Source organism: Halopenitus sp. H-Gu1 (assembly GCF_041821145.1).
Classification (GTDB): domain Archaea; phylum Halobacteriota; class Halobacteria; order Halobacteriales; family Haloferacaceae; genus Halopenitus.
In genome coordinates this window covers 1-18,032 of record NZ_JBGUBC010000016.1, presented here as the reverse complement: position 1 = coordinate 18,032, position 18,032 = coordinate 1, and the positions used below count along the sequence as shown (strand labels likewise).

16 protein-coding genes and 1 pseudogene are annotated in these 18,032 nt (G+C 58.4%); 10 read left to right on the top strand and 7 right to left on the bottom strand.

Going from position 1 to position 18,032, the window contains the following annotated elements; all coding sequences use genetic code 11:
- Nucleotides 1–164 precede the first annotated feature (164 nt).
- Nucleotides 165–1,162: pseudogene (locus ACERIT_RS11790) on the bottom strand (transposase).
- Nucleotides 1,163–1,318: 156 nt separating this feature from the next.
- Between ACERIT_RS11790 and ACERIT_RS11785 the strand changes: the two are divergent.
- The 4 genes from ACERIT_RS11785 (at nucleotide 1,319) to ACERIT_RS11770 (ending at nucleotide 4,444) form a co-directional block, all read left to right on the top strand.
- On the top strand, nucleotides 1,319–2,161 hold the full coding sequence (locus tag ACERIT_RS11785) for an NAD-dependent epimerase/dehydratase family protein (protein ID WP_373675099.1): 843 nt from the start codon (nucleotides 1,319–1,321) through the stop codon (nucleotides 2,159–2,161).
- Nucleotides 2,162–2,317: 156 nt separating this feature from the next.
- Nucleotides 2,318–3,172: an MBL fold metallo-hydrolase gene (locus ACERIT_RS11780; protein ID WP_373675054.1), complete on the top strand. Its 855-nt coding sequence runs from the start codon at nucleotides 2,318–2,320 to the stop codon at nucleotides 3,170–3,172.
- Nucleotides 3,173–3,377: 205 nt separating this feature from the next.
- A complete protein-coding gene (locus tag ACERIT_RS11775; RefSeq protein ID WP_373675053.1) occupies nucleotides 3,378–3,668 on the top strand; it encodes a hypothetical protein in 291 nt (96 codons plus the stop codon).
- A gap of 278 nt (nucleotides 3,669–3,946) precedes the next feature.
- Nucleotides 3,947–4,444: a cupin domain-containing protein gene (locus ACERIT_RS11770; RefSeq protein WP_373675052.1), complete on the top strand. Its 498-nt coding sequence runs from the start codon at nucleotides 3,947–3,949 to the stop codon at nucleotides 4,442–4,444.
- Nucleotides 4,445–4,477: 33 nt separating this feature from the next.
- Here the strand turns inward: ACERIT_RS11770 and ACERIT_RS11765 are convergent, their stop codons facing one another.
- The 5 genes from ACERIT_RS11765 to ACERIT_RS11745 form a co-directional block, all read right to left on the bottom strand.
- Nucleotides 4,478–5,269: a creatininase family protein gene (locus ACERIT_RS11765; RefSeq protein ID WP_373675051.1), complete on the bottom strand. Its 792-nt coding sequence runs from the start codon at nucleotides 5,267–5,269 to the stop codon at nucleotides 4,478–4,480.
- A gap of 114 nt (nucleotides 5,270–5,383) precedes the next feature.
- A complete protein-coding gene (locus ACERIT_RS11760) occupies nucleotides 5,384–6,298 on the bottom strand; it encodes a DMT family transporter (RefSeq protein ID WP_373675050.1) in 915 nt (304 codons plus the stop codon).
- A gap of 210 nt (nucleotides 6,299–6,508) precedes the next feature.
- Nucleotides 6,509–7,984: a CoA-acylating methylmalonate-semialdehyde dehydrogenase gene (locus ACERIT_RS11755; protein WP_373675049.1), complete on the bottom strand. Its 1,476-nt coding sequence runs from the start codon at nucleotides 7,982–7,984 to the stop codon at nucleotides 6,509–6,511.
- A 139-nt stretch (nucleotides 7,985–8,123) separates the two neighbouring features.
- On the bottom strand, nucleotides 8,124–9,137 hold the full coding sequence (locus tag ACERIT_RS11750) for a PfkB family carbohydrate kinase (RefSeq protein WP_373675048.1): 1,014 nt from the start codon (nucleotides 9,135–9,137) through the stop codon (nucleotides 8,124–8,126).
- Nucleotides 9,138–9,282: 145 nt separating this feature from the next.
- A complete protein-coding gene (locus ACERIT_RS11745) occupies nucleotides 9,283–10,980 on the bottom strand; it encodes a formate--tetrahydrofolate ligase (protein WP_373675047.1) in 1,698 nt (565 codons plus the stop codon).
- A gap of 581 nt (nucleotides 10,981–11,561) precedes the next feature.
- Here ACERIT_RS11745 and ACERIT_RS11740 point away from each other — a divergent pair.
- The 5 genes from ACERIT_RS11740 (at nucleotide 11,562) to ACERIT_RS11720 (ending at nucleotide 16,109) form a co-directional block, all read left to right on the top strand.
- On the top strand, nucleotides 11,562–12,815 hold the full coding sequence (locus ACERIT_RS11740) for an MgtC/SapB family protein (RefSeq protein WP_373675046.1): 1,254 nt from the start codon (nucleotides 11,562–11,564) through the stop codon (nucleotides 12,813–12,815).
- A 181-nt stretch (nucleotides 12,816–12,996) separates the two neighbouring features.
- Nucleotides 12,997–13,434, top strand: a complete 438-nt coding sequence (locus tag ACERIT_RS11735; protein WP_373675045.1) for a universal stress protein — start codon at nucleotides 12,997–12,999, stop codon at nucleotides 13,432–13,434.
- A 111-nt stretch (nucleotides 13,435–13,545) separates the two neighbouring features.
- On the top strand, nucleotides 13,546–14,295 hold the full coding sequence (locus ACERIT_RS11730; protein WP_373675044.1) for a proteasome assembly chaperone family protein: 750 nt from the start codon (nucleotides 13,546–13,548) through the stop codon (nucleotides 14,293–14,295).
- 237 nt (nucleotides 14,296–14,532) lie between these two features.
- Nucleotides 14,533–14,979 (top strand): universal stress protein, encoded by a 447-nt coding sequence (locus ACERIT_RS11725; protein ID WP_373675043.1) that lies wholly within the window; start codon nucleotides 14,533–14,535, stop codon nucleotides 14,977–14,979.
- Nucleotides 14,980–15,158: 179 nt separating this feature from the next.
- Nucleotides 15,159–16,109 (top strand): ribokinase, encoded by a 951-nt coding sequence (locus ACERIT_RS11720; protein WP_373675042.1) that lies wholly within the window; start codon nucleotides 15,159–15,161, stop codon nucleotides 16,107–16,109.
- A 24-nt stretch (nucleotides 16,110–16,133) separates the two neighbouring features.
- Here ACERIT_RS11720 and ACERIT_RS11715 read toward each other — a convergent pair whose 3' ends face one another.
- A complete protein-coding gene (locus ACERIT_RS11715) occupies nucleotides 16,134–16,583 on the bottom strand; it encodes a universal stress protein (RefSeq protein ID WP_373675041.1) in 450 nt (149 codons plus the stop codon).
- A gap of 340 nt (nucleotides 16,584–16,923) precedes the next feature.
- Between ACERIT_RS11715 and ACERIT_RS11710 the strand changes: the two genes are divergently transcribed.
- Nucleotides 16,924–18,032, top strand: a 1,109-nt coding sequence (locus ACERIT_RS11710) for an APC family permease (protein ID WP_373675098.1), incomplete at its 3' end; no start/stop codon positions are given.

Here is an 18,032-nt window from a genome sequence, read left to right as displayed (position 1 = left end):
GTTACTGACATATTCGACGCTCGCAAGCACCACTCGCTAACAGTGAGGGGCAGATTCAGGTGAGCTGATTCCAGAAGGAGGCGACGGTTTGGAACGACCTTCGACAGTCTCCCTTGTAGCGGAGGTGGAACGATTAGTCAATGGAGCGTGTCATAGAATCGGTCTCATAGCTTGAGTTTCTCACGACCAGGATCATCGTCCCGCTCAAAATTGGTGATTGCAACGACGATTCGGAGACACAGCGCTACGAACATTTCTGTTCGTGCGTGGACGCGGCCTCGGGCGCGGACGTGCCCGAGGCCGCAGTCCTTGACTGCATCGTTGGTTCGTTCGACTCCTGTGCGTCGGTTGTACGTCTCGTCCAAGATGGATTGCTTCAGCTGAACGTCCTCGCTCTGTTCCTCGATGCGGTCTTCGACCCTGTACTCGATGTCTTTCGGATCGTCAGTGTTTCGCGGGTTGTACGGGGCGACTGGCACGACCCCTGCGGCCAGCAGGTGGTCGTGCCAGTCGAGGATGTCGTAGGCGCTGTCTCCAACATCCAGATCGGGATAGCGACGGCGAGCGCGTCACGCGTGACGCGCATCGCCGTCTCTTGGGATGCTTGCTTAGCTTGTGTGAACTCCGCCGCTATCGGGATTTTTGCTCCGGTTGAGACGATCGTACAGCCGAATCCGTAGTAGTACTCCTCAGCTGTTGGATCGTAGTTCCACGACGCCGCGTCGTTGTACCGAATCGCTTCGATGTGTGTCGAATCGATAGAATATGTCGAGTCGAGCAGGCCGCGGGCGGCGGCCTGCTCGACGAGCCTGTCGAAGACATCGTTGATGACGTGTTCGAGGTCGGTGAGGAAGCGGTCAACTGTGTCTCTGGATGGCGGTTTGTCGAGTCCGCAGTAGTACCAGACGAGGCTGTGCTGGAGTTCCCGTGTGACCGGACGTGTGCCGTAGACATCCTCGTAGTAGCAGTGCAGAAAGCCGCGAAAGAGATCCGGTGGCTGATGGACTCGTGTTCGCCCCCGCTGCTCGGGGGCGAACACGTCGTACTCAAGCAGAAACTCGAACTCAAGATGTTCGAACAGCGGTACTGTCTCGGTAGCCGCGACATTCAAGAAGTCGTCTACCGAAGCTACGTCTTGCAGGGCGTTGGTACTGCTGGACACAGTTTCCAAACCCTGCGGCCTCCCTTGGGAGGCTTTCTATGACACGCTCCAATGGACTAGTTTTGGTAGTTTATTTTTCATGAGGGATAATTGACCTCATTCATCTCAGAGACCATCATATTTATACAGCATGTGAGTCAATCACACTCCATGTCGATGGATGTTCTAGTTACTGGCGCCTACGGACGCGTAGGTACGGCAATCATCGATCACCTGCACGAGAAAGACGAATACGAGTTCACGTACCTGAACCGCTCGGATCGACCGGAAGACCATCCCTACGGTGGATACGATACGATCGTTGCTGACGTGAGCGATCGGGAAGCGATACAGTCGGCCTTCGAGGGCCAGGACGCCGTCATTCACCTCGCAGGATATCCGAGAACTGATGCCACCTGGGGGGAGGCCCTCGAGAACAACGTAATCGGGATGTACAATACGCTGGAGGCCGTAAGGGAAGCCGAAGTAGAGCAGTTCATTTTCGGCTCGACGAATCACGTTGTCGGCATGTACGAGGTCGACAACGCGCCGGACATCTATTATCCCGACTCCGACCTCATGATCGACCACACAGCACCTCGCCGACCCGATTCCTACTACGGAACCTCAAAATCGTTCGGCGAGGATCTGGGTCGATACTACACCGAAAACTACGCAAGTCCGACCCAGTTCTACTCACTCCGGATCGCCAGTATTCGCCATGCCGAGTACGACCACCCCTACGGCGACGCCGAACGCGGTGTTGACCAGGGTGAGTGGGAACGCGGGAGCGAGGAATACCAAGAGATGGTCGCACGGATGAAGGCAATGTGGCAATCTCGAAGGGACTTCACCCACCAGGTCGAATGCTGTCTTGCCGACGACGAAGTCGAGTACGACGTCTTCTACGGAGTGAGCGACAACGACCGACGCTGGTTCGACCTCGAACATGCTCGTGAGGTGATCGGATACGAACCACAGGACAACGGTGACGAGTGGGACTCCCCACCAGAGCGATGAGCCACTCACGAGCAGATTACATATGTCTCGGGACATATCCTGGCTCTGTCCGCCGCTACGTACGTTCTCGGTGCTCAAAGCACGCTCAATACCGTTATCTGCGAGCATTTCTCTAGCGCCAGTATATTTATTGATCTTCGAGGTCAGTCACTCAGTATGATACGTCCGACGTGGGATGACTGGCTTGTAGAGGAAGTCGAACGTAGTGACCCGGATGGTCTCTCGGTGTGGTATCTCGGCTGTAATGGCTTTATTCTGCGGACGGAGACGACCACACTATACATCGATCCGTACTTCGGTTCCGGCGGACACCGTCCGTACGCGATCAGGATGATCCCAGTCCCGATGGATCCGGCAGATACGACGTGTGATGCAGTCCTCGTTACTCACGAACACGCAGATCACATGCATCCACCCTCGTATGCTCCCCTCTTCAAAGAGGACGAAACGCGGATCTACGCACCGGAAACCGCCTATGAGGATCCCGATTACGGCGGCGATCTCCAGGTTCCCGAGAGCCAGCGAACCATCGTTACTGTTAACGAGACGTTCGAAGTCGGTGATCTAACTGTCCACGTCCGAGCCGCAAACGATCCGGACGCGAAAGAGCCCGTTTCCTACGTGGTGGAACACGCATCTGGCATTTTCTATCACGGCGGGGATAGCCGGTACACGGAGGAATTCGATGCGATCGGGTCGGACTTCGACGTGGACGTGAGTGCCCTTGCGTATGGCACTCGAGGTCGATTCTTGGATGGAGAGACGGGCGAATCCCGGTCCGCGAATAACTATCTGAACGGCAATCAAATCATCAAGTCCGCGAACGCACTGTCGACCGATCGACTGCTTCCCACACACTATGACTTCTGGAAAGGATGGACTGCCGATCCAACCGCACTGCACGAGTATGCCACCTCGTACCCGTATCCCCGTTCGATTGAGATGGTCAGCGTCGGTGATCGGATCGATCTCGATGAATACGGTATCGTACCGCCGCAGTATACGCAATGATCGCTCGCCCAACTGGACTCACTGCGGTCAAAAGACGAAGATCGACGAGCGTGTTAATGTACACGGGAGACCACCAGATGGCGAAGGCTTGTAACCACGTTTCCGCGATCGGCGAGTCGATATCGCTGAAACAGTCTGAAAGCGAAAATATTCGTCGTTATATATCAAAAATTGTATTTCCATCCGAGTTACGATCGCCGTGGATTTGAGCGCAGGACTCGAAGCCATCCCGTCTGAGGCCGCAAGCGAGATCAGCAGCGTCATGGACGAGAAACACGGCGGTACCGAGAGACGTCGCATCTCGTTCGCACACTGGAAGCCCACGATTTCTGGGGACGTCGGAGACGTCGTGTTTCCCGGCCAACTCGATCAGAAACGTCGGTGCAAACGTGGTCGTGCGTGTCTGGGACAGCCGTGTCTCGGAGTTCTGTTCGTTTCGGAATCGATGGCAGCAGGCAACCAGTACCAGACATCAGTGACTCGGGTCGCCCGTTGATCGACCGCAACACGATCCCGCACCATACCCAAATTATTAAATTATTTAACTGTATTTGAAACCGATTATTCTGTCCGATTAGCGGCGAATACCGTTTTCAGTGAGTTCGTGAGGTGTCCGTTCTCGTTCAATAACTGCCGGATACGGAGAGTATGAGCCGATCCAGTGGATCAACCTCGACAGGTCCAAAGGTAGTGTGGTCTGGCACGCGATACGGAGTGTGAGTAGAGTCTACGGTAAATTTAATTCGATCGCTAGCGAGTTCGTCTATATCAATCATGGTACAAGATATTGATGCGCTTGTCCGGAAACGAGACGAGGGAACGTCGGTATGGTGGTCCCGCGGGTCTATCGTCACGGTCTGGGTAAGTGAGGCGGAAACGGATGGGGCGTTCGCCATCGCTGAGCAGTTCTGCCCCCCGGGGTATGAGACCCCGCTGCACGTCCACAACGAGCACGACGAAGCGCTGTTCGCACCAGACGGCGATTTCGACGTGTACTACGACGATGAACGCGTCCAGGTCGGGCGCGGTGAACTCGCGTATTTCCCGAAGGGGGTCCCCCATGGCTTTCGAAACACTGAAGATCGGATGGCGAGGATCCGGATCGCGTTCGAGCCGGGACTCGAGCGGGGGTTCCTCCAGGCCGGTGTCCCGGTTGAGACGCCGACCGGAGGCCTCCCGAACCCACCGTCAGAAATTGCGGACGCTGAGAAACTCATCGACGTGGACGAGGTGTACGACACCGAAATCGTCGGACCATTACCGGACTCATGAGTCTATGCCGAATTCGTGTTTTCAGGGGAGACATCAGTTGAATTCGTGGAGCTCGCGTATGATGTCGGCGAGTTCCGAGACGACGTGCTGGAAGATGGCCCGACCGGTTTCTGCACTCGCTGCGGTCGGGTCGCCGACGACACCTGAGTCGGTGTACTCCGTGAAGGTCCGATATCGCGAGAGTGGCCCTCCGTCAAACATGTCGTGGACGCCGTGTTCGTGGGGTTCGTCCCGAGAATTGCTCACGAACTGATCTTCGTCGACGAGGGCAGGTCTGCAGTGAAGCATAAGCGACGTCTCAAATTCACCGGCGTGGCTCATTCCGCCGACGTCCGTCTGGCGTATTTCGTCCACGTATGGGGCTGCGAGGTCGAAGTAGGTCACCCCGGCGACCGCACTGTCGGGGTTGGCAGCGCCGACGACGCTGACAGCACTCTCGATCATCGAGCCATTCCCGCGGTGGCCGTTGACGAACAAGACCACATCGAATTCCTCGGATAGCGCAGAAGTCGCGACATCCTCGAAAAACCCAACAAGCGTCTCGTGCTCAATCGAGAGCGTCCCGCCGAACGGCTGATGGTGTGGTGAGAAGCCGGGGGAGACGGAGGGAGCCACCAGCACGGGGACGTCCTCACTGACGCGCTCGGCGGCTGCGTGGGTTACTTCTTCAGCGAGGATAGTATCGGTCCCAACGGGGAGATGATCGCCGTGTTGTTCAACGCTGCCAGCCGGGATAACGGCGACCGAACCGTCACGTTCGGCGACGTTGCGTACTTGGGAAGCCGTGCATTCTCCCCACTTCAGAACCCCGTCCTGGGTACCCATGATGAGAAAAAGACCCAGTGAGACGAAAAGTATTGTCCCGACGTCCAACGGACCTTGCGTACAACCGGATGCATATCGGACGGGGGAGACGCCCCCTCACCGACGACGAGTTCATCACGTGTTAGCAGGCTTCGCTGCGGAGAGAAATTCACGGATAGCAGTGTGCTTGATGAGTGTGAATCCGATGAAGATGGCGATGAATCCCGCAATGCTGAGTGTATCGATCAGTCGACCCAAAAGCAGGTAGCTGAGCCCCGTCGCGGCGATTGGTTCGAGATACCCGATGAGATTGATTTCAGCGGCACCGAGCCTGTCGAGTAGTTCGAAGTATATGAGAAAGGCAATTGCTCCTGCCAGGATGCCCAGGTATGCCAACGTTCCGGCGGCAATCGGGGTCCACGTGACGGCAGTCACCGACTCGCCTCGCGCGATCGCGACCCCGTGTAAAAGCGGTGCTCCGAGTAACATCGCCCAGGCCTGGAGACTCTGGACCGGCATGTCAGTACGGAACGGCCGCGTCAGTACGCCACCGAGGGCCCAGAACGTTGCCGAGGCAAAGACGAGACCGACCCCGATTACGTTCGCCGAAAGTAGATTCGCGGGATCGGGTTTGCTAATGAGCCCGATACCGATCAGACCACAAACGAATCCGACAAGACCGATGCCAGTGAGACGGTCGTTGAGTAAGCGGCTGGCAAACACGGCAGTCAGTACGGGGCTGAAACTGATGATGATCGCCGCCACGGCACCGGAGATGAACGGCACGCCGAGATACAGAAACGCGTGTGTGCTGGCGATTATCAACACGCCTGAAATTCCGACGACGAGCCACTCGGCTCGCCGACGGGGGTGCCAGTGATCGGTAGTGATGAACGCATATCCCAGGATAGCGGTGCCAGCAATGTAGAATCGGTAGGAAGCAAAGAGTACTGGCGGGAAGTGGGGGAGCCCGAGCTCGATGGCGACGAACGACCCGCCCCAGAGAAGTCCGAGTAGAAGGAACAGTCCTGTCGTCGATGCCCGCTTCACGAATTGTACAAGTCGACAGCCCATATATAAATAACGAACCCGGTACAAAACGATCGACAGGAAACGTCAGATGTACCTCATGTTGGTTTCCCGTGTTCGTTCTCGCTACCGAACTCTCCGTCTGTCAGTAGCGGGTGGCAGCTACCAGTTTCCGTCGATCGTCTCCGGAATCGAAAAGCGTGGGCAGATGCCCGACGGTCTCCGTCCGTTTCAGGCGTCCGGCCAGCGCTCAATGTAAATTTGCTTGTCAGTGTAGAAGTGGATCATGTCCTCGCCCTGTGCGTGGAGGTCCCCGAAGAACGAGTCCTTTCGTCCACCGAAATGGAAGAATGCCATCGGCGCAGCGGTCCCGGCGTTGACGCCGAGATTTCCGACGTCGGCTTGATGACGAACCTTGCGGGCATCGGCGCCACTGCTGGTAAAGAGGCTGGCCGCATTGCCGAAGTCACTGCGGTTCATCACGTCGATCGCCTCGTCGATGTTGGCGACGGGCAACAGGCCGAGTACGGGACCGAATATTTCCTCGCGAACGATCGTCATATCCGTGTCCACGTTACCGAAGACGGTCGGAGCGAGGAAGTTCCCGTTCTCATAGCCCTCGACCTCGATGTCCCGCCCGTCGAGGAGTAACTCGGCGCCTTGGTCGATCCCACTCTCGATCATCTCGCGGACGCGAGACTCGTGTTCCGGCGTGATGAGCGCGCCGATATCGGTTCCTTCGTCGAGACCGTACCCGACTGTCTGGGATTTCGCCTCCTCGACGACGCGGTCGACAAACTCATCGTAGATGCTCTCGTCGACGACGACGACGTCGTTCGCAAGACACCGTTCTCCGCCACAGGCACACGCCGACGACACCGTCTTCTTCGCGGCGAAGTCGAGATCGGCGGATTCGGCGACGATAACGTGGTTTTTGGCGCCACCTTGTGCCTGAACACGTTTGCCGTTCGCTGCCGCCCGCTCGTAGATCGTCTTGGCAACGGGGGTGGAGCCAACGAACGACGCCCCTTGGATCCCGTCGTGATCGAGCAGGGTGTTAACGGTATCGACGCTCCCGTTGATGAGTTGAACGACGCCGTCCGGGAAGCCAGCTTCGTCAATCAGTTCGAACATCCGCTGGGCGACGACGGGGTCCTGTTCGCTCGGTTTGAGTATGAACGCGTTCCCCGTCGCAACGGCGTAGGGAAGGAACCACAGTGGAATCATTCCCGGGAAATTAAACGGGGTGATCGCGGTGAACACGCCCAACGGTTTTCGAACCGCAGTCTCGTCGATCGAGGGCGCCGCGTTGGGAAGATGACCGCCTTGCATCATCGTCGGGATGCCGCACGCAACTTCGACGTTCTCGATGCCACGGCGGAGTTCCCCTCTCGCCTCGCCCATGGTTTTCCCGTGTTCTTTGACGAGAATGGTTGCGAGTTCGTCCTGATGTTCTTCGAGCAGTTGCTTGAAGTTGAATAGCGGTTGGATTCGGTCTTCAACGGGGGTCGAACTCCACTGTTCGAACGCCTCTTGGCCCGCCTTGACGGCCGCATCAACGTCTTCCTCGGAACTGAATCCGACGTATGAGACCTCCTCATCGGTTGCGGGGTTGACGATCGCTTGTCCCTCCTCGGAGGGTTCCTGCCAGTCGCCGCCGACGTAGTTGTGGACGTCCTCCCAGGGGGGAGCTGTATCGAGTGACATTAGACGGTGACAAAGTCACTCTCCTCCGTAATAAACGTCCCGACACTTTTTTATCCAATGTGAATGGGATGAACGATACCATATCCAATTCGGGAATCCCTGCTCATGTTCCGATCGATAGCTCCCGAGACGGGGGCGATCAGGGGGGAGATCGATCCTCGACGAAGGAACTGATGTCGTCGACGGTGCCAGTATCTCCCGACTCGACGTAGTACACCGCACAGGCGTTCCCACACGCGAGTGCAGTCTCCCACTCCCAACCACATGCCAGTGCGTGAGTCAATCCACCAGCGAACCGATCGCCGCCTCCCGTGTGACGCTCGGCGTGATCGACGTGATAGTTTTCGACTCTCGTTCGTTCGTCGCTCGTCGCAACGGCAGCCTCGTCCCTGGCGTGCATTACGGCCGCCGTGATGCCAGTCGCTTCCTGAATCGCGGCGAGTCGATCGACGTCGTCATCGAACGACTTGGCGATGGGTGCAGCCGTCGTTCGAATCTCCTCCCGATTCGCGGTATAGACGACGTCAAACGTCTCTTGGAGGGCTGCGAGTGCACTATGCAACGCGTCCATTTCGGCGCGGTCGCTTCCAACGATGTCTCCCGGATCGAATACGAACGGAACGCGTGGGAGATCCTCCTCGCTCAGTTGGTGGAAGGTGCTCTCCAGACCGGACACGGAAACCCAGTTGCTACAGCAGATGGCGTCGGTGAAGAATACTTCGGAGAGATCACTGACGCGTCGTAACTCCTCAAGCGTCCAGTTGATGACTTCCGAATTGCCGACGAGCATGAGGTCCCTGTCGGCGAACGTGAAGACGTACACGAGCGACGGATCGCCCATTGAGACCGTCTCGAAGGGTAACGAGTCGAAAACTGGCGCATCGAGATGACCGTAGCAGGTTACGTTCCCTCCGAGTGCATGAAGTTGTTTCGCGGCATTGACCGCCTGTCCACCGGGCTCGGTCGTTTCAACCTGAAACGGGAAGGACGTTCGGTCGCCGAATATCCCGCGAGCGAAGGACTCCCGAGTTTTGAAGGGATCACTCGTACCATCAGAGACAGTGCAATAATAGTCGATACTCCCGTCGGGTAACGTCGTAACCGTCGGCGAGTCGGAGGTAGCGAGATGCCGGAGAAGCCGGTCGTAGGGCATGGTACTTTCCGTACTCCTCAGAGAATGGATGGAAAGGTTACGATTTGCGATGGGTACCGATCGGAACCCGATCCGATGCGTCCATTCGTTCCGTAACCGATCCGACGCGTCCACCCCTCTCGTGAGCGATCCGACGCGTCGTTGGTTAGAACAAACCGTGAACGGTGCCGTCGTCGTCCACGTCGATGTCCGTCGCGCTCGGATCCGCCGGCAGGCCGGGCATCGTCAGTACGTCTCCCGTGAGCGCAACGACGAACCCGGCACCGGCAGACGGGTAGAGTTCGCGAACGGTCAACGTCCAGTCGCGAGGCACGCCCGCTCGCTCCGGATCGTCCGAGAGCGACGCCGGCGTTTTCGAGATGCAGACCGGAAGGTCGTCCAGTCCCTGCGACTCGACATTCGCGAGATCCGAACGGGCCTGCGACGTGAATTCCACGCCGTCAGCGCCGTACACCCGTGTGGCGACTGCCCGTATCTTCGCTTCGATCGAATCGGACGGATCGTAAACCGGATCCAGAGTGGCGTCGTTCTCCTCGGCTGCAGTCCTGACCAAGCGAGCCAGTTCGATCCCCCCGTCCCCGCCGTCACGGTATACCGTCGAGACCGCCGCGGGAATCTCCCGGCTGTCGCAATGGTCGAGAACGGCATCCATTTCTCGGTCCGTGTCGTCGGGGAATCGATTGACAGCGACGACGACGGGCAACCCCATCGAACGAAGGGTGTCGACGTGGTGGTCGAGATTCGAGAACCCCGCCTTCAGAGCTGCCAGCGAATCCTCGTCGTCGGTACTGGGTGCGCCGTGTTTCTTGAGCCCGTCAACCGTTGCCACGACGACGACTGCGTCGGGCTGGACTCCCTCGCGCGAGACGATGTCGACGAACTTCTCCGCACCGAGGTCCGCACCGAACCCGGCCTCCGTGACGAGATAGTCCGCCAACCGTAACCCAAGGTGATCCGCAAGTACCGAATTGGTCCCGGTAGCGATGTTTGCGAACGGCCCGCCGTGGACGAAGGCCGGGGTCCCCTCGATGGTCTGAACGAGGTTTGGTCGGAGGGCATCCTTCAGTAGCGCAGTGACGGCACCCACGGCGTCGAGATCCGAGACCGCGACGGCGTCCCCATCGTCATCGTATGCGACGATCATTCGGCTGAGGCGCTCACGGAGGTCCGCGATGTCCGTTGCCAGACAGAGCACGGCCATCAGTTCCGATGCGGCCGTGATGGAGAACGTCTCCTCGCGGGGCGGTCCATTGGCGGTTCCCCCCAGTCCCACGACGACGTCGCGGAGCGCCCGATCGTTGACGTCGAGTGCCCGCCCCCAGACCACGCGGTCCGGATCGATATCGAGGTCGTTTCCGTGGTGGCGGTGCGCGTCGACCATCGCTGAGATGAGGTTATGCGCCGAGGTGACGGCGTGGATGTCGCCCGTAAAGTGGAGATTGATGTCCTCCATCGGAAGCACCTGACTGTAGCCGCCGCCCGCCGCTCCACCCTTGATACCGAACACGGGTCCCAGAGAGGGCTCACGAATTGCGATCGCGTTGGATTCGCCGAGTTGCCCGAGCGACTGGCCGAGTCCAACCGTCGTGACGGTCTTGCCTGCGCCGCGGCGTGTCGGCGTCATCGCGGTCACCAAAACCAGGTTGCCGTCCGCCTCTCGGTCAAGTTCGCGATCGATGGCGTCCCACTGCAACTTCGCGATTTCGGATCCCCGCTGTTCGAGATCCGTCGGTGAGAGACCGAGGTCGGCTGCGACGTCCTCGATCGGTCGCCGATCCGCAGTACGGGCGATCTCGATGTCGGGCAATACCGTCTCTTGCTGGGTGGGTTTCTGGGAAGCCATCGTTCTATATGATAGTACGATCGGACGGCACGTAAGCTACGGCCCTTCTCTCAGAGTCTGAAAATCATATGTTTGTTGTACATTCATCGAACATAACCGATTATTTATATTTTGACAAAGGCTCTCGATAGCTGGTGAGCCGAGGATCTGTTCGGTTCGCAGTCTCCAACGCCCCCGTTCGTCGAGCGTCAACAGCTCGGCCTCGCTGGCGTCCTGCAAGTATATCTCGAAGCCAGAGCAACGGTAGCCGACGAAACGGTCCGTTCCTGGATGATACAAGCTGTCTCCGAGGAGGATTCAAACGTCCCCGGTACACTTATGGATCGAATCATCAGAGATATACTGTGCGTCTCAACAGTGGCATCGTACCCGGACGGGCCTCGCAAGCCGGACGGTTATGACACGGGTATCGTTCGGACGATCACCGACAGCAAATTTCGAACGATCATCGATAGCAACTGACGACTCGATCTCGGGTGTGGCGAAAAACCGTGAACAACCACGTCGGAGTCGACGGAAAACCGCCCGATTCGCTATCGATCACCGTGATCTGCTGAGACATTCACTGGGAACGCTAACTGATGGTTGATCCTCTAACGGATCCGCTCGTCGAGGTCCTCGTACGCCTTCTTCTCGCGTTGGGACTTGGTGCACTTATCGGCTTGGAGCGAGAACAAAGCGAATCGGGCGGAAGCTTCGCCGGGAGTCGAACGTTTCCGCTGATCGCGCTCTATGGAGCGCTCATCCAGGCATTCTTCCCGTCCCTGCTCCCACTGGCATTCGGAATACTCGTCGTTCCGCTCACAGTCGCGTATCTCGGGAAGGTCGTGTATAAGCGTGATATCGGCCTGACGACATTCGTGGCTGCCCTCATCACGGCTGTCCTCGGAGCGATGACGGTACACTCCGATCGGAGCGCAGTCGTCGCCATCATCGTTGGCGGCGTCGTCACAGTTCTCCTCTCAGTAAAAGGACCCATCCACGAATTCGCCGACCGGATCGAGAAAAGCGAACGGCGGGCGTCGGCGAAGTTCATCCTCATCGTCCTCGTCGTTCTCCCCGCACTACCCGACCGCCCGGTCGACGTCCTTTACGGACTCAATCCACGATTCGTCTGGTTAATGGTGGTGTTCGTCACGGGCCTTGGGTTCGTTGCGTACCTGCTCGGACGCATCCTGGGGACCGAACGAGGTATCGCCATCACGGGGATCCTCGGTGGATTCGTCTCGTCCACCGCAACGACGGTTTCGATGGCGGAGAAGACCGCACAGAACGAGACGCTCTATCACGTGTGTGCCTTTGCGGTCGTCACCGCGTCCATCGTGATGTTCCCGCGAGCGCTCATCGAGGTCGCGGTCGTCAATCCCGATCTGCTTCCAAGCGTCGTACTGCCGCTGGGAGGGATGACTGCAGTGGGCGCGATCGCTGCCGGGGCGTTGTACTGGCGAACGGCGTCCGATCGGACCCTTGAGCCCGAAGAACTCAAGAATCCCTTTCGCTTGCGTCCAGCCCTCGCATTCGGAGTCATATTTGCGATCGTGTTACTCGTCTCTGAATCCGCCAACGAGTGGTTCGGCGCATCGGGGGTGTACGCGACCGCGTTCTTCACCGGTCTCGCCGATATCGACGCGATGACGATCACTCTTAGCCAACTCGCAGCGGACGGGACGGTCTCAACCCGGGTCGCCACGACGGGAATCGTCATCGCGGCCATCGCAAATACGTTCGTCAAGGCCGTGCTGGCGTGGCTTCTCGGTACCGCCAGGCTGGGTCGACTCGTGTCGATCGTTCTCGGCGTCGTCGTCCTGAGTGGGTTGGTTTTTGTCAGTATATGACACCTATGTTGATATGATTCGACATGATATATTCTTAAGTAGTAATTATATCTGATATAGGTTCACGTTAGCTCGAACGCCGGCGAAAAAGACGGAACTCCTGGCGACCCGAGAGCGGGCCGATTCCCACGTTTTTAGAATCAACAGATATCGTTTGTTCCCTCCGAAGAGATGTATTATCATGTATAATCGGATTCTGGTTCCCACGGATGGAAGCAAAGCGGCTCAGGGAGCCGTCAAACACGCGATCGATCTCGCCACCACGTACGATGCAGCCCTTCACACGATTTACGTGGTCGACACGAACGTTGGAGTTGATGCGTCAGTTGCTGGAACGCTCGAGGCCCTCGAAGAGGCTGGACAGAACGCGATCGACGACGTCATCGACCAAGCGGAGGCGGCTGATGTCAGGACGGTTGAAGCAGCTATTGCGCGGGGAGCACCTCACCAGGCCATCCTTGATTACGTCGACGAGCAGGACATCGATATCGTCGTGATGGGGACCCATGGCCGCACGGGTCTGGACCGATATCTCCTCGGGAGCGTCACTGAAAAAGTCATTCGACTGTCCGACGTTCCGGTAGTGACAGTCCGACGTTCCGGTAGTGACGAGTCATAGGCGACTGGATCGGTTGAGAGTCGTAATCAACCGGACCCTCGTTCCCAGGAACCGACAACGAGGAACGTTATTTAATCAGTACCCCCCAATTGTTTGAGTAGGTATCAACCGATGACTCAGAATTCATCGACGCGTTTCGAGAAGACGACGGAACTTACGACCGACTCGCTGACTCTCATCGAGGGACTTCCCGGATTGGGACTGGTCGCTTCAATTGCCGTCGATCAAATCACGAAGCAACTCGAGTTAGACCAGCACGGAACCATCGTCTCCGACGATTTTCCACCGGTCGCGGCGTTCGATGAGGGTCGGGTTCGTGACGCCGTGCGCGTCTACGCCGGTGAGGATCCGGCCGTAATGACGCTTCAAAGCGACGTCCCGATCCCACCCACGGCAGTCGAATCGTTGAGTGACTGCGTGTTGAACGACGTGGCGGATGAATTCGAACAGGCCGTTTTTCTCGCCGGAGCACCTGCGGAGTCCGAAGAAGAGGTCGGAGAGGTCGTCGGCGTCGCCACGACCGATCAGTTAGAGGCCGACCTAACCGATGCGGGGATCACCTTAGCAGAGGGGGCGGGGGTCATCGGTGGCGTTACCGGTGCGCTATTGGCCGACTGTTATCACGATGATGTTCCGGCGGCGGCACTCATCGTCCGCTCGAATCCCTATATGCCCGATCCCAGGGCGGCTCGTGCCGTCATCGAAGACGCACTGGAGCCCCTCGTCGAGTTCGATATCGACACACAGGAACTTCTCGAACAGGCCGAGGAGATCCAACAGCAGAAACAGCAGATCGCTGAACAGCTCCAACAGTATCAACAACAACAACAGGAGCAACCCCGGACGGGAATGTATCAGTAAGAAGTTCCTGCGTCGCCCATCGCAATTCCTACTCGGAGATCCATCGCTCGACACTGTTCTGATCGAATCACCGGTTCTACCTAGTTCAGGTAACATTCTCAGTCAATTGGAATTACCGAAGGCGCCTACCCCGGATACCCGAAATCAAAAAGTAATGATGGCTTTGGTTACAGCGGACCGACGAGTCCCGAGCACTCACGAATCGTTCGAACGAACCAATGACCAATGGGGAGACGGATGAGCAAGAACGTTCTCGTTCCGATCGATGGCTCGCCGCTGTCGTTCCAGGCACTTCGACACGCATTGAGGGAGTTTCCGGACGCATCAGTCACCGTGCTTCACGTGGTCGATCTGTTCGAACCCGGCTACGGTGCCTATCCGGACTTCGAGACCTCGTATGAACCCTTGATGGGCTCGGAAGACTGGTACGAGCGAGCAGAGGAGGTCTCCCAGCAGCTTTTCGAGGAGGCCGAGGAACTCGCCAATGACTACGACCGCGAGGTCAATACCGTGTCCGAAATCGGCGATCCGAAGCGACTCATCGTGGATTTCGCCGACGAGGAGGACATCGATCACATCGTGATGGGAGCACACGGACGGGCGAAGGAAAAACGGCCCGTCTACGGAAGCATCACCGAGATCGTCGCCCGCCGGGCACCGGTTCCCGTAACGATCGTCCGATGACAGGAACCGTGTCCCGATGAAACCACTCCGAGTGCCGCCGACGATCAGCACTCGTTGGCTGGCGGGAGTGGCGGGGGCGACGACGGACGCCGCTATCGGAGCGACGTCTCCACGCGTCACATCCGAAATCGATCGACTGTCACTAGAGGGATCCAGATAAAACGAGGGTTGATTTGAATATGGAACACGTCATCAGTCTCGGTAGCATCAACGTCGACAGGATCCAACGCGTATCCGACTCGGAGATCGCCGATCTCGAAACCCGCTATGACTGGTTCCCCGATCGCGGCCAGACGATCGAAGTCACGGACGTTCCGGAGGACTTCCCCGACGAGTTCGACAGTATTCGACACGGTGGCAAAGGCGCAAACCAGGCCGGAGCCGCATCGAAGGCGGGAGCGACGGCAACGATGCTGGGGAAGGTGGGTCCCGACCACGAGGAGTTCGACGTGCTGGCTCACCTTCGAGAAGCGGGGATCGACGTGACCCTCGTGGATACCGCGTCGGAACCGACGGGAACGGCCTACGTATTCGTTGATTCGGAGGGGGACAACTGGATCGTCGTCCGGCCCGGGGCCAACGATACCGTGGATCAGACGTACGTTCAACAGCAGTACGACACGATAGCGACGGCCGAGTGTCTACTCCTCCAAAACGAGATCCCGATCGAGCCGGTGGCAGGATTGCTTTCGGATCTCGCTACGGAATCGGATCCGCCGACGGTCGTGTTGGATCCTGCGCCCGCCGAGGGAGCCGAACGACTCCTCGAATACGACGCTGTAGATTATCTCACCCCGAACGAAACGGAGTACGAGGCGCTACAACCCTACCTCGATTCGTATGACGGCGTCGTGATTCGAAAGCGTGGGGGCGACGACGTCATCGTCGAAGGGGATCAACGGTTTACCGTGACGCCGCCGTCGGTTGAGGTGGTCGACACGACCGGTGCCGGCGACGTCCTGAACGGATTCGTGGCAGCACGACTTGCGTCCGGCGCGTCCGTGCAGGAAGCCGTCGAGATCGGAACGATCGCCGGGTCATTGTCAACGCGTCGGAAGGGTGCTCAACGAGGTGTTCCGACACTCGACGACGTTCGAGCGTTCCAGGAATCACAAGCGGAAGAGACGTGAACGACACGCCGGTTGCGGCCGTCGTCAGCGAACGACGGTGACTGGAACGGTCGCCCGTTCGACGAGCGCCTTTGCAACGCTTCCGAGCATTCGATCCGTGCGCTCCGAGCGGCCGCGGTGACCGACGAAGATGGTGTCGAAGTCCGTCTCTTCGGCGTAGTCCGTGATCACCGTGACCGGATCCCCGTACAGCAGTTCCGTTTCGACGTCATGACCGAGTTCCTCGGCGAGGGTCGTCGCGTCATCGAGAACGTTGAGTCCCCGATCTTCAGCATCCTCCACGCTTTCGAGGAGGAGTCGCTGGTCGGCATCGGAGAGTCCCGAAATCGGTTGACTCCCTCCCTGTTCGTAGACGTCGGGGTCCACCGTATGAACGACGGTTATCGTTCCCTCCGTTGCGTCCGCGATGTCAGTGGCATACGCGAGCGCATCGTCGGCTTCCTGGGACCCATCGACAGCGACGAGGAGCTTCATGAAGAAAAGTTGGTGCCATACCATTTTAAACGACCCGTCGATTACGAGAGTATGAGATCGAATCGAAATCCGCAGAGGTGGGGCGGGCCATTTCCCAATGATCGGTGTGTCGGTTACCGGAGGCGTCCTGGGTTCCATCCGTTCTCCCCGATTCCATTCTTCTCAATGGTTCCAGCAGCCGTATGTCGGGTGCGCACCGATGGCGGTCACGATCCGTGATCGAGGCCACATCCCCACCGTCTGACCACGGAAAAGCTAAACCGAATACACACCAACGGTGAGTGACGTGAGCACGGCTGGCAACCCGGACGACGACGAAGGGGGGTCGGACCTCGAACGGATGATCAACCTCCCCGGGGCGGTCGCGATTGGCACGGGAACCATGATCGGGGCGGGAATTTTCGTGTTTCCCGGCCTGGCCGCGGGACGGGCGGGGCCGGCAGCGATGATCTCCTTTGCGATCGGGGCCGGTGTGGCGCTTTTGATTGCGCTACCGACGGCGGAACTGGCCACCGCCATGCCCGAAAGCGGGGGTGGCTACTACTTCATCTCCCGCGGGCTCGGCCCCACCGTTGGCGGTGTTGTGGGAATCGCACTCACGCTCGGACTCGTATTCGCGGCGGCGTTCTATCTCGTCGGATTCGGTGAATATGCAGTGGTCGTCCTCGGAGAACTCGGAATCCGATCGGTAGTTCCAGCGTCAGTCGGATCGCTGTCTACGGTTTCAGTGATAGGAATCGGAGCAGGGAGCATACTGACGATCATCGGGATCATCGGAACTGAGAACGTGGAAGCGATACAGAACGCTCTCGTTGGAGTCCTGGTCGCGATACTCGTCGTGTTTCTTCTCCGTAGTGGGCTGGACGTGCTCGGAGTATTGGGCACCTCCCGCGTCCCCGCCACGTGGATCCCATACGGATACGGGACGATTCTCACGACCGCCGCGCTGGTGTTTACGTCCTATCTCGGGTTCGCGCAGATCGCGACGGTTGCAGGAGAGATCGTCGAACCGAGCCGGAATCTTCCGATCGCATTGATCGGCTCCGTGCTCCTCGTTGGGGTCTTTTACATCGCCATGGTGTTCGTTGCAGCGAGCACGTTCACCCCGCCCGTCCTGTTGGAACACGGGGAGACAGCCACCGTCGAGGTCGCTCGTGCGTATCTCAGCGGAACGGGTGCGGTCGCGATCCTGATTGCGGGATTTCTGGCAACGCTTTCGAGTGCGAACGCGTCGCTACTCAGTGGCTCTCGAACGCTCTATGCACTTAGCCGGGACGCGATCGTTCCGGAGTTGGCTGGACGCGTGAGTCAGCGCTATGGCACGCCTCACTTCGCGCTTGCGTTCGTCGGCGGGATCGCGATCGGACTCGTGCTCATCGAACGGATCGAGATCCTCGCAGAGGTAGCCTCGTTCCTCCATCTCCTAATGTATGGATTGATCTGTATGAC

Coding starts and splice junctions, on each gene's coding strand:
- ACERIT_RS11785 (WP_373675099.1), top strand. CDS start 1,319: ATGGATGTTCTAGTTACTGGCGCCTACGGACGCGTAGGTACGGCAATC.
- ACERIT_RS11780 (WP_373675054.1), top strand. CDS start 2,318: ATGATACGTCCGACGTGGGATGACTGGCTTGTAGAGGAAGTCGAACGT.
- ACERIT_RS11770 (WP_373675052.1), top strand. CDS start 3,947: ATGGTACAAGATATTGATGCGCTTGTCCGGAAACGAGACGAGGGAACG.
- ACERIT_RS11765 (WP_373675051.1), bottom strand. CDS start 5,269: ATGGGTACCCAGGACGGGGTTCTGAAGTGGGGAGAATGCACGGCTTCC.
- ACERIT_RS11755 (WP_373675049.1), bottom strand. CDS start 7,984: ATGTCACTCGATACAGCTCCCCCCTGGGAGGACGTCCACAACTACGTC.
- ACERIT_RS11750 (WP_373675048.1), bottom strand. CDS start 9,137: ATGCCCTACGACCGGCTTCTCCGGCATCTCGCTACCTCCGACTCGCCG.
- ACERIT_RS11745 (WP_373675047.1), bottom strand. CDS start 10,980: ATGGCTTCCCAGAAACCCACCCAGCAAGAGACGGTATTGCCCGACATC.
- ACERIT_RS11740 (WP_373675046.1), top strand. CDS start 11,562: ATGGTTGATCCTCTAACGGATCCGCTCGTCGAGGTCCTCGTACGCCTT.
- ACERIT_RS11735 (WP_373675045.1), top strand. CDS start 12,997: ATGTATAATCGGATTCTGGTTCCCACGGATGGAAGCAAAGCGGCTCAG.
- ACERIT_RS11730 (WP_373675044.1), top strand. CDS start 13,546: ATGACTCAGAATTCATCGACGCGTTTCGAGAAGACGACGGAACTTACG.
- ACERIT_RS11725 (WP_373675043.1), top strand. CDS start 14,533: ATGAGCAAGAACGTTCTCGTTCCGATCGATGGCTCGCCGCTGTCGTTC.
- ACERIT_RS11720 (WP_373675042.1), top strand. CDS start 15,159: ATGGAACACGTCATCAGTCTCGGTAGCATCAACGTCGACAGGATCCAA.
- ACERIT_RS11715 (WP_373675041.1), bottom strand. CDS start 16,583: ATGAAGCTCCTCGTCGCTGTCGATGGGTCCCAGGAAGCCGACGATGCG.